At 71.9% G+C, this 13,650-nt stretch carries 13 protein-coding genes; 10 read left to right on the top strand and 3 right to left on the bottom strand.

Annotated elements, in window-relative coordinates:
* Positions 1–35: 35 nt before the first annotated feature.
* The 6 genes from FLL47_RS24155 (at position 36) to FLL47_RS24180 (ending at position 5,232) form a co-directional block, all read left to right on the top strand.
* Positions 36–1,187, top strand: a complete 1,152-nt coding sequence (locus FLL47_RS24155) for a mandelate racemase/muconate lactonizing enzyme family protein (RefSeq protein ID WP_144122845.1) — start codon at positions 36–38, stop codon at positions 1,185–1,187.
* A complete protein-coding gene (locus FLL47_RS24160) occupies positions 1,184–2,083 on the top strand; it encodes a dihydrodipicolinate synthase family protein (RefSeq protein WP_144122846.1) in 900 nt (299 codons plus the stop codon). Before FLL47_RS24155 ends, FLL47_RS24160 begins: the two co-directional genes overlap by 4 nt.
* Positions 2,080–2,778 carry an SDR family NAD(P)-dependent oxidoreductase gene (locus FLL47_RS24165; protein ID WP_144122847.1) on the top strand — a complete coding sequence of 233 codons (699 nt, stop codon included), beginning with the start codon at positions 2,080–2,082 and terminating at the stop codon, positions 2,776–2,778. Before FLL47_RS24160 ends, FLL47_RS24165 begins: the two co-directional genes overlap by 4 nt.
* Positions 2,775–3,725, top strand: coding sequence for a sugar kinase (locus FLL47_RS24170; RefSeq protein ID WP_186315881.1), 951 nt, complete (start codon positions 2,775–2,777; stop codon positions 3,723–3,725). The genes FLL47_RS24165 and FLL47_RS24170 overlap by 4 nt, the downstream gene beginning before the upstream one ends.
* An 89-nt stretch (positions 3,726–3,814) precedes the next feature.
* On the top strand, positions 3,815–4,264 hold the full coding sequence (locus FLL47_RS24175; protein ID WP_144122849.1) for a hypothetical protein: 450 nt from the start codon (positions 3,815–3,817) through the stop codon (positions 4,262–4,264).
* Between the two features lie 56 nt (positions 4,265–4,320).
* Positions 4,321–5,232 carry an SMP-30/gluconolactonase/LRE family protein gene (locus tag FLL47_RS24180; protein WP_186315882.1) on the top strand — a complete coding sequence of 304 codons (912 nt, stop codon included), beginning with the start codon at positions 4,321–4,323 and terminating at the stop codon, positions 5,230–5,232.
* 214 nt (positions 5,233–5,446) lie between these two features.
* Here FLL47_RS24180 and FLL47_RS24185 read toward each other — a convergent pair whose 3' ends face one another.
* Positions 5,447–7,747 (bottom strand): WD40/YVTN/BNR-like repeat-containing protein, encoded by a 2,301-nt coding sequence (locus FLL47_RS24185; RefSeq protein WP_144122851.1) that lies wholly within the window; start codon positions 7,745–7,747, stop codon positions 5,447–5,449.
* A gap of 65 nt (positions 7,748–7,812) precedes the next feature.
* Between FLL47_RS24185 and FLL47_RS24190 the strand changes: the two genes are divergently transcribed.
* From FLL47_RS24190 to FLL47_RS24205, 4 genes are read left to right on the top strand one after another with little or no spacing between them, the layout of a single operon-like run.
* Positions 7,813–8,646: a carbohydrate ABC transporter permease gene (locus FLL47_RS24190; RefSeq protein WP_246158521.1), complete on the top strand. Its 834-nt coding sequence runs from the start codon at positions 7,813–7,815 to the stop codon at positions 8,644–8,646.
* Positions 8,643–9,971 carry an ABC transporter substrate-binding protein gene (locus tag FLL47_RS24195; protein ID WP_246158523.1) on the top strand — a complete coding sequence of 443 codons (1,329 nt, stop codon included), beginning with the start codon at positions 8,643–8,645 and terminating at the stop codon, positions 9,969–9,971. Before FLL47_RS24190 ends, FLL47_RS24195 begins: the two co-directional genes overlap by 4 nt.
* The gene (locus FLL47_RS24200) at positions 9,968–11,017 is read left to right on the top strand and encodes an ABC transporter ATP-binding protein (RefSeq protein WP_144122853.1); all 1,050 of its coding nucleotides are present in this window, start codon (positions 9,968–9,970) and stop codon (positions 11,015–11,017) included. The genes FLL47_RS24195 and FLL47_RS24200 overlap by 4 nt, the downstream gene beginning before the upstream one ends.
* 26 nt (positions 11,018–11,043) lie before the next feature.
* Entirely contained in the window at positions 11,044–11,940 is an 897-nt protein-coding gene (locus tag FLL47_RS24205; RefSeq protein WP_144123008.1) for a carbohydrate ABC transporter permease, read from the top strand.
* Between the two features lie 69 nt (positions 11,941–12,009).
* On the opposite strand, the gene FLL47_RS24210 is transcribed toward FLL47_RS24205, so the two are convergent.
* The gene (locus FLL47_RS24210; RefSeq protein ID WP_144122854.1) at positions 12,010–12,891 is read right to left on the bottom strand and encodes an oxidoreductase; all 882 of its coding nucleotides are present in this window, start codon (positions 12,889–12,891) and stop codon (positions 12,010–12,012) included.
* A gap of 86 nt (positions 12,892–12,977) precedes the next feature.
* Positions 12,978–13,646, bottom strand: coding sequence for a WD40/YVTN/BNR-like repeat-containing protein (locus FLL47_RS44195; protein WP_246158525.1), 669 nt, complete (start codon positions 13,644–13,646; stop codon positions 12,978–12,980).
* Positions 13,647–13,650 lie beyond the last annotated feature (4 nt).

Consider the following 13,650-nt stretch of genomic DNA (forward strand, 5'->3'; position numbering starts at 1 on the left):
GTTGCAAGGCGTCAATCAGTGAGCGGGAGCACCTTGTGAAAGTAACGGCCGTTGAGTCCTATGTCGTCAAGCTGCGCCCACCGGAGGCCTATCTGGGCGCACGGCCGGCCGACGCGGCACCCGGCGACGCCTACTACCTGCGACCGCCGTGGCGCAGCCTCTACTCCGACCGGTTCGAGTCGCTGCTGGTCCGGATCACCTGCGACGACGGCACCTACGGCTGGGGCGAGGCACTCGCGCCCGTCGCACCCGAGATCGCGCAGGCCGTCGTCGACCGGCTGCTCGCACCCGTGCTCATCGGCCGCGACCCCCGCCGTGTACGGCCGCTGTGGGCCACACTCACCGGGCTGATGCGCGAACGCGGCCACCTCACCGGACACCAGGCCGACGCCCTGGCCGCGGTCGACATCGCACTGTGGGACCTCGCCGGCAAGGCACACGGCGCACCCGTGCACGCGCTGCTGGGCGGAGCCTTCCGCGACGAGATCCCGACCTACGTCTCCGGACTGGCCAAACCCACCGACGCCGAACGCGCGGCCCTGGCGCGGCAGTGGACCGACGGCGGCGTACGCGCCATCAAGCTGCACCTGGGCCACGGCGTCACCGCCGACCTCGCCACCTTCGACGCCGTCCAGGCCGCGCACCCCGACCTGCGGGTCGCGGTCGACGCACACTGGGCCTACTCCCTCGGCGACGCGCTGCGGCTCGGCCGCGCCCTCGACGAACGCGGCGCCTGGTTCCTCGAAGCACCCCTGGTGCCCGAGGACGTGACCGCGCACCGCGAACTCGCCGCCGCGCTGAGCACCCCGGTCGCCGTCGGCGAGGCGATGCGCAACCGCTACGAGTTCCGGGAATGGCTGCACGCCCGCGCCGTGGACCTGTGCCAGCCCGATGTGGGACGCACCGGCATCACCGAGGCGATGGAGATCGCCGCGCTCGCCGCCGCACACCACCTGCCCGTCGCCCCGCACCACTCCGTCGGCCTCGGTGTCGCCGTCGCCGCCGGCCTGCACGTCAGCGCCGCCGTCGACGACATGCCGGCGTTCGAGTTCCAGCCCGCCACCATGGCGGTCGCCAACCGGATCCTCACCGGCCCGCTGACCGGCGGTCCGGTGGCCTTCGCACTACCCCGGTCACCCGGCCTCGGCGTCGAGGTCGACATCAGCACCCTGCAGGAGGAAGCATGACCCGCTCGTCCGACGTACGTGGCCTGATCCCCGTCCTGGCCACCCCCTTCCAGCCCGACGGCTCGCTCGACCTGCCGTCGCTGCGGCGACTGGTGGAGTTCCAGGTCGCCTCCGGGGTGGACGGGGTGGCCGTGTTCGGCTTCGCCAGTGAGGGGTTCGCGCTGACCACGGCCGAGCGGGCGGGCATCCTGCAGACCGTCGTCACGGCCGCACCGGCGCAGCTGCCGATCGTGGCGGGCGTCGCCGCCGTCGGCACCCGAGACGCGGTCGAGCAGACGCGCGCCGCCGCCGCGAACGGCGCCAGCGTCGCCATGGTGGTACCGCCGTTCATGGTCAAGCCCAGCCCCGCCCAGATGGTCGACTTCTACGGCACGGTCGCCGCCGAGGGCGGACTGCCGGTCATGGTGCAGGACGCACCCGGACCGACCGGTGTCAACATGCCGGTCTCACTGCTCGTCGAACTGTCCAAGATCGACGGCGTCACGTCGGTCAAGGTGGAGACCCAGCCGACCACGCCGAAGGTCGCCGCCGTGCACGAGGGCACCGCCGACGACTTCCTCACCCTCGGTGGGCAGAACGCGCTGTTCCTGCTGGAGGAGTACGCCCGCGGCGCCGTCGGCACCATGCCCGCCTGCGAGTTCCCCGACCTGCTGGCACCGGTGCTGCACCAGTGGTCGGCCGGGGACGCCGCCGCGGCACGCGCGTCGTTCACCAGGCTGCTGCCGCTCATCCGGTTCGGGCTGCAGCCGGGCATCGCCTGGTCGATCCACAAGCATGTGCTGGTACGCCGGGGAATCATCGCCTCCGCCACGGTGCGCCCGCCCGCCGTCGACGCCGACGCAGCCACCCTCGCCTGGCTCGACGACATCCTCACCGACCTCGGGCTGCCGGCGTGACCGGCCGCGGGGTGCTCGTCGTCGGTTCCGGCTCACCCATCGGGCAGGCCATCGGTGCGGCCTTCACCACCGGGGGTGACACCGTCGTCGGCGTCTCCCTGCACACCCCCGCCGACCTGATCGCCGACTGCGCCACCGCCGAGGGCGCACGGGCCGCGGTGCAGGCTGTGCTCGACCGCGCCGGATCACTCGACGTCGTGGTCCTCGCGGCGGCGGTCATGCCGGTCGCGCCGATCACCGCGACCACCGACACGCAGTGGCACGCCGCGCTGGACGCGGTGCTCGGCACCGCGTTCGCGGTGTGCCGCACCGCGCTGCCGGTCCTGCCCCGCGGCGGCGCGATCGTGGCGGTGAGCTCGGTCAACGCCACGCTCGCCGCGCCGGGCGTGCCCGCTTACGCGGCGGCCAAGGCAGGGCTCGAAGGCCTGGTACGCCAGCTGGCCCTCGAATACGGACCGCGCGGGATCAGCGTCAACGCCGTCGCTCCCGGCCTCATCGACGACGGCGGCTCGGCCGCGGCGACGGCCGGATACCCGCTGGGCCGTACCGGACGGCCGCACGAGGTGGCCGCCGCCGTGCACTTCCTCGCCGGGGCCGGCTTCATCACCGGCGCGGTGCTTCCGGTCGACGGCGGCCTGTCCATCGCGTCGCCGGCCGCGTTCCTGCGCGACGACCTGCGGGCACGATGGCTGTGACCCGGCAGCTCGACATCGTCGGCTTCGGCGAGGCGATGGCGCTGTTCCAGCCCTTCGACGGCGCCGACCTGCGCACCGCCGCGCAGGTCGGCGTACACGTGGCGGGCGCGGAACTGAACCTGTGCGCCGCCGCCGCCCGGGTCGGGCTGCGGGCCGGGTTCTGCAGCAGGGTCGGTGACGACCCGCTCGGCGACCGGGTCCTCGACCACGCCCGGTCACTGGGCGTCGACACCGCACTCGTCGCCGTCGACTCGCAGCGCCCGACCGGCCTGTTCCTCAAGGACGTCCGGCCCGACGGGCTGCGGCGGGTGCACTACTACCGGAAGGGCTCGGCGGCGTCCGCGATGACCGGCGACGACGTGGCCCGGCTGCTGGCGGAACCGCCCCGGCTCGTCGCGGTCTCGGGCATCACCTCGGCGCTGGGGGAAGGACCCCGGACAGCCGTACGCACGCTGCTGCGCCGCGCCCGCGCGGCCACGACCATGGTCGCCTTCGACCCCAATCTGCGCCCCGCGCTGGGCGGCCTCGAAGGGCAGGTCGCCGAGGCACGCGCGCTGCTGCCGCATGTCGACGTCCTGCTGCTCGGCCTGGACGAGGCCGAGCCACTCTTCGGCACCGCCGACCCGAAATCGATCTTCCGGGCCGCAACGGCCGCCGGAGTGCGTGAGACGGTGCTCAAGGCCGGCCCCGACGGCTGCTACCACGCCACCGACGCCGGGATGGCGCACCTGCCGACGGCGGCGTCCACCGTGGTGGACCCGGTCGGGGCAGGTGACGCGTTCGGCGGCGGCTACCTGGCCGCCCGGCTGCACGGCGCGGCACCCGCGGGGGCGGCCTGGCTCGGCAGCCGGCTCGCGGCCGGCGTCGTGGCCGCGCACGGCGACACCGACGGGCTGCCCGCCCCCGAGACGGCGCAGGCACTGCTGCGCGACGCCCTCGACCGATGAACCGGTCTCTATTCAGCCGGCGGTATCGGGACACCCTCACCTATTATCCTGGCGGTCCGGGCAGGTGCGGTCAGCTGGAAGGCCTTTCCATGCGAGAAGATCATCCAATCGACCGTCTGGTTGTCGCGATGGCAGGAGAGGCGTCTGCATCGATTGCCACCGCGATGCGGGCCGCTGCTCGACAACTCGCCGGTCGGCGCTCCTGGACTCTTGGTCCGCCTGAGTTCTTCGACGAATCAGGATCTCGGGATGGCCACTCCATGGGACTCGTGCTGTCGATCTACACGGCTCTGCCGCCGTGGGGCCAGGACCTGGATCGTCAAGTGGACCGCGACCACTTGGAGGAGGTCAAGGAGCTGATCGGCGAAGTCTGTCGGCTCTCGGTCGGGCACCACGTGTCATTTGTCGTCGATCTTGCCGGGGAATCGATCGGCATGGTCGAATCCGGCCACCTGGACACCTCACTCGAAGTCGGCCTCATAAGCGAGTGGGAGCGGGTCCTTTCCGAATCACAGTCCGGTGCCACGACGGATTCATGACGACATCACCGGCTCGCCGGCAGGGCGTACCGGCGACCGGACTACGGAGCAGGCACGTGGACGTGATCTCAACGGAGGCCTACCAGCTCGGCGAGTGCCCGCGGATCGATCCGCGCACCGGTGAGCTGCTCTGGGTCGACATCCCGGCAGGACGGCTGCACCGCGGCCGATGGCACGGCGCGACGCTGGCCGGCACCGCCGAGCACCCGGTGGGCGCACACATCGGCGCCGTGGCACCTGTCGCCGGGGACGGCACCGGATGGGTGGTGGCGGCCGACCGGGGATTCGCGCACGTGGCCGCCGACGGCACGGTACGCCCCCTCGGCAGGACCATGCCCGACGGCGATACACCGCCGACCGCCGTGATCACCGCTCCCGGCACGCGGATGAACGACGGCGCCTGCGATCCGGCCGGCCGGTTCCTGGCCGGCAGCCGGATCCTGCCCGGCACCGCGCCCGGGTCCGGGGCGCTGTACCGCCTCGACCCGCACACGACGGTGAGCACGGTCCTCACCGGCGTCGGGTGCTCCAACGGGATCGGCTGGAACGCCGGGGCAACGGCCATGTACTACATCGACTCGCTGGCCCGTCGGCTCGACGTCTTCGACTACGACCCCGCGACCGGCGCGGCCACCGGGCGGCGGGAGCTTGCCGCCTTCGACGACGGCAGCCCCGACGGGCTGTGTGTCGACGACGAGGGCTGCGTCTGGGTGGCGGTGTGGGACGCGTGGTGCGTACGCCGGTTCACCGCCACCGGGCGGCTGCTCACCACACTGGACCTGCCGGTGCCCAGGCCCACCGCGGTCTGCCTCGTCGGGACGGCACTGGTGGTGACGACCGCGTGGTCCGGGCTGGACCCGGCGGCCCTGGCCGAGGCGCCGCTCAGCGGGCGGATCTTCGCTGTCGACGTCGGCGTCACCGGACCGGCCGCCACCGCCTGGGCCGGTGACCTCGGCGAGCTTTCCTGAGGCCGCTCCGGTCACGAGGGCGGCGCCACGCATCGGCGGCGGCGAGCATCGCCTGACCGAGGTGCTGGAGGAATTCGCCCGTGCCGTCGAGGCGAGCACCCGCTGTGCGGACGGAGGAACTGCGCCCACGCTGCTCGGATTCGCGGCGGTCGTCGTGGTGGCAGCCGGTGCGGCCGCCGCGGTGCTCGTGGCGAGCACCGGGCGGCCCGGTTCCTCACAGCACCGGCGCGCCGACGTCGAGCCGGTAGACGCCCAGGCCGTAGGTGCCGGCCGTGATCAGGGTGCGGCCGCCGGAGACCGCGGTCGCCAGGTCCATCACGGACACCACCGGTAGGCCGGTGCCGGCGGCTGACCAGGTGGCACCGGCGTCGGTGGAGGTGTAGACACCGACGTCGGTGCCGACGTAGATCGCGTTGCGGTTCTGCGGATCGAGGACCAGGTCGTTGACGGGCGCGTTGGGCAGGTTGCCGGAGATGTGCTGCCAGCTGGTGCCGCCGTTGGTCGAACGGTAGACGTGCGCGGCCGAGTCGCCCGTGGTGTATCCGGAGAACGTCGCGTAGACGAGGTTGGCGTCCGTGGGGTCGACGGTGAGCCGGGTGACCCAGCGCTGCGGCAGCGCGGTGCCGATCTCGGTCCAGGTGCTGCCGGTGTTGCGGGTGACCCAGATCCGGCCGTCGTCGGTGCCGACGTAGATGGTCGCGGCGCTGGTCTTCGCGACGGCGATAGTCGAGATGGTGTTGTAGCTGGTGCTGCCGCTGCTGCCCCGGCTCAGGTCGCCGCTGATCGCGGACCAGCTCTGCGCCGAGTTGGTGGAGCGGTTGAGGCGGTTGCCGCCGTAGTACATGATCGCCGGGTTCGACGGGTCGAACACGACGGGCGTCAGCCAGGCACGGCGGTCCGAGGTCGTCGATCCGAAGCCGCTCATCGAGTTGCCGCCGTTGGTGGAGCGGCCGCAGGAGCCGTTCTGCGAGCAGGCGTACACCTTCTGGTGGTTGGTGGGGTCGATGAGGTTCTGCAGGCCGTCGCCGCCGTAGTAGGAGCCCCACGCCGACCAGGACCGGACCGAGCCGTTGTCCTGCAGGCCGCCGCTGATGCGCGTGACGTCCTGCTGGGACACCGCGACGGTGTAGAACTGCATGTTGCCCAACCGGGTGGTCTTGGTCCAGCTGCCGCTCAGCGACCCGTTCGCGGTGGAGCGGTAGATGCCGCCGTCGTTGCCGATGAACACGCGGTTGGCGACCCGGGGGTCGAACGCCACCGCGTGCTGGTCGACGTGGAAGGAGCTGGAGTTGCTGGTCCAGCTGCCGCCCGCGTTGCTGGATTCGAGCATCGGCACGCCGGGCACCCAGATGTGCTGGGGCGCGACCGGGTCGACGAAGATCCGGGAGAACCACCAGCCGAAGGTGGACTGGGACGAGTTCAGCGCCGTCGTGTTGGTGATCTTCGTCCAGGTGTCGCCGCGGTTGGTCGAGGTCCAGAAGCCGAGGAAGTTGCCGGTGGCGTTGGCCGCGATCGCGTACACCCGGTTGGCGTCGCTCTTGGCGACCGCGACGCCCATCCGGCCCACGTTGGTTCCCGACGCCGGCAGCGTGCTGGCGAGCCGGGTGAAGCTGGTGCCGCCGTTGGTGGACCGGAACAGACCCGAACCGACGCCGCCGTAGCGGCGGCTGCCGGGCATCCGCTGGTGGTCCCACATCGTGACGTAGATCCGGTTGGGGTCGGCCGGGTCGAGGGCGACGTCGGAGGCGCCGGTGGTGGAGTTGGCGCCGGCGAGGATCTGCGTCCAGGTGGAGCCGCCGTCGGTGGTGCGGTAGAGGCCGCGGTCACCGCCGGGGACGTAGAGGTTCCCGGTGGCCGCGACGAGGATCCGGTTGTTGTTGGTGGGGTCGACGGCGATCCGGCCGATCCGGTTGGTGCCGGTCAGGCCGATCGACTGCCAGGTCACGCCGTGGTCGGTCGAGCGGTAGACGCCCGTGCCGGGGAAGGAGGCGCTGCCGCCGCCGGGGTTGGCCTCGCCGGTCCCGGCGTAGAGGGTGCCCGCGCTGGTGATCGCGATCGCACCGATGGCCTGGGTGATGGCGGGGTCCCACGCGTAGTTGAACGTGCTGCCCGAGTCGGTGCTCTTCCAGACGCCGCCCGAGGCGGTCGCGGCATACACGGTGTTGGCGACCGACGGGTCGACGACGAGGTCGGTGACCCGGCCGCCGAGGTTCGTCGGGCCCATCGACTGCCAGGCGGGCAGCGCGGCGAAGGTGGCCGCGCCGCCGCCGATCCGTTCGGCCTGGGCACGGGCTCGTCCCGCCAGCGCGACGAGGTCACCGGTCTGACCGGCGCCGAGGCGCTGCGCCATGAACCACTCGTCGGCGCCGGACGGGCCGGCGGCACCCTCCAGCGCTTCCAGCGCGGCGACGTCGGCTCCGATCACGACATCGGCGGGCAGGCCTTGCGCGTCGGCGGCTGCGACGAGCGTCAGACCCAATAGGACGGTGACACCGAAACCCAGTGATGATCTCATATTCCCCACCCCGGCTAGACATGCAATGCTACGCATCTATACATCTGAAGGTCTAGAGGTGTCTGGTGTCCTGGCACGACTTCGCCGCACTCCGCCGCCGGCGCACCTACGGCGCCGTCGCGGTGACGGCGATCTTCGCCTCGCCGCTGCTGCTGCTCCTGGCCGGTTCGCTGCGAGAACCGGGCGATCCGCCCGTCGTCGCGCCACCGCTCATCCCCGACGACCCCGGCCTGACCGCCTACCAGCAGGCGATCACCCACGGCGACCTGGTACGCGCGGCCGCCAACTCGATGATCGTCGCCGCGGTCGGCGTGCCCCTGAGCCTGCTCGTGGCGTCCCTGGCAGGGTTCGCCCTGACGCAGCTCCCCCGCCGCATCACCAGCGCCGTGCTCGGCCTGTCCGTGCTGGCGCTGATGGTGCCCGCCACCGCGCTGCTGCTGCCCCGGTTCGTGCTGTTCCGCACGCTCCACCTGACCGACACCCTCGTGCCGCTCATCGCACCCGCGCTGATCGCCACCTCACCGCTCTACCCGCTGGTCTACTACCTCGCCTTCCGGGCCATCCCCGCCGACAGCTACGACGAGTGCCGGCTGGCAGACCTCACCCCGATGCAGACGTGGCGGCGGATGGCGCTGCCCCAGGTCCGGCCGGTCACCGCGGGCCTCGCCGCGCTGACGTTCGTGCTGACCTGGTCGAACCTGCTCGACCCGATGGTCTACCTCTACGACCGGGCGACCTTCACCCTGCCGCTGGCGCTGCGCGCCCTGGCGGCGATGGACCCGCACAACCAGCCCGTGTTCCTCGCCGGCGCCGTCCTCACCACCCTGCCGACCCTGCTCGTGATCGGGGTCGCCCAGCGCCGGTTCATGCACTCCTACGGCCCTGAAGGAGCCTCGTGAAGCGAACTGTCGCCCTGCTGAGCCTGCTCACCATGCTCACTGCCACCGGAGTCACGGCCGGGTGCGGCGCCGACACCGACCCGGCGGCCGACACCGTGTCCCTGCTGGTCGCCGGCACTCCCGACGAACTCGCCGCTTATCGGGCGCTCGCCGCCGAGTACGAGAAGGCCTCCCCGGGCGCCATGGTGACCCTGATCGAGGCGAGCAGCGCCAAGGACCTGATGACCAGGGTCTCCACCTCGATCGCCGGGAACGCCGCACCGGACCTGTTCCTGATCAACTACCGCAACTTCGGGCAGTTCGCCACCAAGGGCGCCCTCGCGCCGATGACGGCCCGGCTGGCCGCCTCCGGCAGCCTGCACGACAAGGACTTCTACCCGCAGGCCATGGGCGCCTTCCGCTGGCGCGGCGAGCAGATGTGCCTGCCGCAGAACATCTCCAGCCTCGCCGTCTACTACAACCGCAGCCTGTTCACGAAATACCAGGTCCCCGAGCCGGTGGCGGGATGGCACTGGAACGACATGGTCGCCACCGCGCAGGCGCTGACCCGCGACGCCGGCGGCCAGACCGTGAAGGCCGGGGAGCCGGAGGCCGCCGGAGTGCCGGTGGCCGTGCACGGGCTGGGCGTCACACCCGAGCTGATCCGGCTCGCGCCGCTGATCTGGTCCAACGGCGGCGACATCGTCGACGACCCAGCCGCCCCGACCCGGCTGACCCTCGACACTCCCGCGGCGCGGCAGGTGATCCAGGACTTCCTGGAACTGCCGAAGATCGGCGTCGTCCCGTCGGACGTCGAGGTCGAGACCCAGGACCACGAGGCCCGGTTCGCCGCCGGCAAGGTCGCGATGTTCGTCTCCTCGCGACGGGTCACCACCGCCTTCCGGGCGATCACCGGATTCGAGTGGGACGTCGCCCCGCTGCCGCAGTACCGCTCCCCCGCCAACATCCTGCACAGCGACGCCTACTGCATGACCAAGGCGTCGAGCCGCCAGGACGCGGCGTGGCGCTTCCTCGAATACGCCCTGAGCGACCCCGGGGCCGCCCTCATGGCCAAGACCGGGCGCACCGTCCCGTCGCGGACCTCCGTGGCGACCTCGCCCGCGTTCCTGTCCCCCGGCACGTCACCGGCCCGCTCGCAGATCTTCCTGGACACGATCCCGGCGCTGCGGCCGGTGCCCACGATCTCGACCTGGCCGGAGATCGAGGACGCGACCGGCAAGATCCTCGAGAACGCCTTCTACCACGGCGACCCGATCGACAAGGTCATCGCCGACCTCGACGCGGCGACCCGCGCGATCTTCCAGCGCGGCACGGCGGCGCGGTGACAGACGGGCTGAGGCTGCGCGGCGTACACCTGTCGCGCGGGGCGATCACCGCCCTGCGCGGCATCGACCTCGTCGTACGCCGAGGCGAGCTGCTGGTCGTCCTGGGCCCGTCCGGCGCGGGCAAATCCTCGCTGCTGCGGGCCATCGCCGGGCTCGACCCCGTCAGCGGCGGCACCGTCGCCATCGGCGGGCGCGACGTCACCGCGCTGCGGCCCGGACAGCGCAACGTGTCCATGGTGTTCCAGTCCTACTCGCTGCTGCCGCACCTGACGGTGGCCGACAACATCGCCTTCGGTCACCGGATCCGCGGCGCGGACCGCCGGGTCGCCGCGGCCCGCGCGGCACAGGCCGCGGCGACGGTGGGCTGCGCGGACCTGCTCGGGCGCCGCCCGCACCAGCTGTCGGGCGGCGAGCGCCAACGGGTGGCGCTGGCCCGGGTGCTGGTACGCGAGCCCGACGTGTTCCTGCTCGACGAGCCCCTGGCCAACCTGGACGCCGCCCTGCGGACGCGCATGCGCACGGAGATCAGGGCGGTGCACGACAGGCTCGGCACGACGACGGTCTACGTGACCCACGACCAGTCGGAGGCGATGGCGCTCGGCGACCGGATCGCCGTGCTCCGCGACGGCCGCATCGAGCAGGTCGACACCCCGGACGAGGTGTGGCACCGCCCGCGCACCCGCTACGTCGCCTCCTTCGTCGGCGGCCCCGGCATGAACCTGCTCCCCGGTGTCGGGCCGCTGCGCCGGCCAGGTGTGGAGGCGACAGCCGTCGAGCTGGGGGTACGCCCGGAGCACGTGACGCTGAGCAGCGGTATCTCGCCGGTCGGCCCGCTCGGCGAGGTCGAACGTGTCGAGGTGCTCGGTGAGGATGCGCTGGTCCACCTCCTCGTCGGCGGGCACCCCGTGATCGCCCGGGTCCCGGCCCACACCCGGCCCACCCCCGGTGACCGGGTCTCCGTCAGCGTCGCCGAGGAGCACCTGCACGCCTTCGACACGGTCACCGGCGAACGGATCCCGCTGCCCGCCGAGGCGGCCGTGCGATGAATCGGGACCGCCGTCAGCTGGTGCTGATGCTGCTGCCGTATTTGATCGGGCTGGTTGTCCTGGTGCTGCTGCCCGCCGCGGCCACGATGGCGATGGCGTTCACCGAGACCGATCTGATCGCCACCTCACGTCTCATCGGCGTGGCCAACTTCGTCGAGCTCACCAGAGACCCGGCGGTAGGAGCCGCGGTCGGCAACTCGCTGTCCTACCTGATGTTCTCAGTGCCGTTGCGCCTGGTCATCGCGGTCGGACTGGCCCTGCTGCTGCATCGGCGCGCCCGCGGCGCCGGCACGGCCCGGGCTGCGGTGCTGCTGCCGGGCGCCGTCCCGGAACTCGCCTACGGGCTGATGTGGCTGTGGCTGCTCAACCCGATCCAGGGCCCGGTCAACCAGCTCCTCATGCTCGGCGGGCAGGGCGGGCGGACCGCCTTCGGCACCCTGCCGCCGCAGTGGCTGACCGACCCCGAGGACGCCCGCGCGGGCATCGTCCTGATGAGCCTGTTCACCATCGGCGAGACGTTCGTCATCGTGCTCACGGCCCGGCTGGCGCTGCCACCCGAGGCGTACGAACTCGCCGAACTGGAAGGAGCCCGCGCCGGGCAGGTGCTGCGCCGGGTGACGCTGCCGCTGCTCGCGCCGGTGCTCGCCGTCCTGGTCCTGCGTGACACGCTGATGAGCCTGCAGGCGTCGTTCGTGCCGACGCTGGTCGTGACGAACGGCGGCCCTCCGCCGTACGCGACGACCTACCTGTCCCTGGTGCTCTATCAGGACGCGTTCGAGTATCTGCGGTACGGCTACGCCGCCGCGGTCGCGGCGCTGATGCTGGGTTTGACGGCGGTGGCGGTGCTGATCCAATGGCGCCTGCTGCGCCGCTGGGCGTCGCACGGCGTCGTCGGCGTGGGAGCGCAACGGCCCGGGAACTGACGCCGCGGGCACCGGGGTCGCCCGAGGACCCGCCCGCCGGCCGCGGAGGCCAAAGCGGGTGGCTCGTCGTCAGGTGCCCAGCTCGGGTCCCGGTGCCTGCTCCGCTGACCGGGCGCGGCGGGCGGCGATGTCGCCCAGCACGGTGAACAGCGCCACCACGAGCCGGTCGAAGACCCGGTCCGGCAGCAGCCAGCGCGCGAACACCGCGGCTCGCGCGCCTCGGCCGACCGCGTAGCGGGTACGCGGCCTGCGTGCCGTCGCGGCGCGGGCGATCGCGTCGGCGACGACCGACGGCGGCGAGATGTGCTCCGGCTCCGACATCAGCGCCGCGGCATACCGGCGGGCGTGTTCGTCGTATGCTCCGCCGCCGGACGTGGCGATCAGCTGCTCACCCGCCACCCGCGGGAACTCGGTCGCTATGCCGCCGGGCTGGATCACGACCACGTGGATACCCAGCGGTTTCAGTTCCACCCGGAGGCAGTCGCTCAGCCCCTCCAGCGCGTACTTGGTCGAGTGGTACCAGCTGCCCAGTGGCTGGTACAGCCTCGCCCCCACGGAGGAGACGTTGATGATGCGACCCGCTCCCTGCGCCCGCAACTGGGGCAGGACGAGCTGGCAGAGCCGGGCCGCGCCGAATACGTTGACCTCGAACTGCCGCCGTGCCTCATCCATCGGCACATCCTCGAGCGCCCCGAACGATCCGTATCCGGCGTTGTTGACCAGCACGTCGATGCGGCCCGACTCGGTGACGACGCGGTCGACCAGTGCCACCAGAGCGGCGTCATCGGTGACGTCGACCGAAGCGGTGTGGATGCCCACCGCCGCCAGCGACGCCATCCGGTCCAGTCGGCGGGCCACCGCATACACGGTGAAGCCGAGCTCGTGCAGCCGGAATGCGGTGGCCGCGCCGATCCCCGCGGACGCTCCGGTCACGACGGCGACCGTGCTCATGTGCTCCACCTTCTCGGTGTACGAACTGGCAGCGGCGCTCACGGTACAGCACGGCAGTGGTGACCCGCTCCTATGCAGACACATGCTTATCCGGGAAGTTGCAGACGGGTCCAGGTCAGTCCATCAGTGGTGGTCTGTACGAGGTCGGTTCCGATGGGCGACCGCTCGTCGTAGAGCCATGCGCGACCCGGGCAAGCACCGAATCCACCGTTGCCGGTGTGCTGCCGCTGGGTGGCGAAATGCAGCCCTCCGTCCCGGCTGATGAGCAGATCCGAGGCGCCGTCCCGCTCGTCGACGACCATCAGAGATCCATCCGAGCCGACGGCGAACGACCGGACTTCGCTGCTGGTGGGCAGATCGGTGGCGACGTCCTGCCATGACTGTCCGCCGTTGGCCGTGTGCAGCAGCCGGGACGGGCGCGTGGGAGGCGGTTCGTTGCGGTCCACCGGCAGGGGTTCGGTCAGCAGGTAAGCCTCCTGGCCGTTGACCGCCGCCACGCCGCTCGAGGTCGTTCCCTCCGGCGCCTGCGACGTCCGCCACGTCGCGCCCCGGTCGATGCTGCGAGCCACCATGGCAGGCCGGGGGTGGTCACCCGGCCAGTACGTGATCCACAGAGCACCGTCCGGGCTGGCGTAGACGTTGAAGGGCGGATAGGGCGACGGCGGTTGTCCGCTGAGCCGGAACACCTGACCGGAGGCGGGATCGACGGCCAATGGGCCCGTGATCGCGCCGCAGCCCTTCTGGCAGGAGACCACCCGG

The sequence above is a fragment of the Catellatospora sichuanensis genome (assembly GCF_007483665.1).
Taxonomy (GTDB): Bacteria; Actinomycetota; Actinomycetes; order Mycobacteriales; family Micromonosporaceae; genus Catellatospora; species Catellatospora sichuanensis.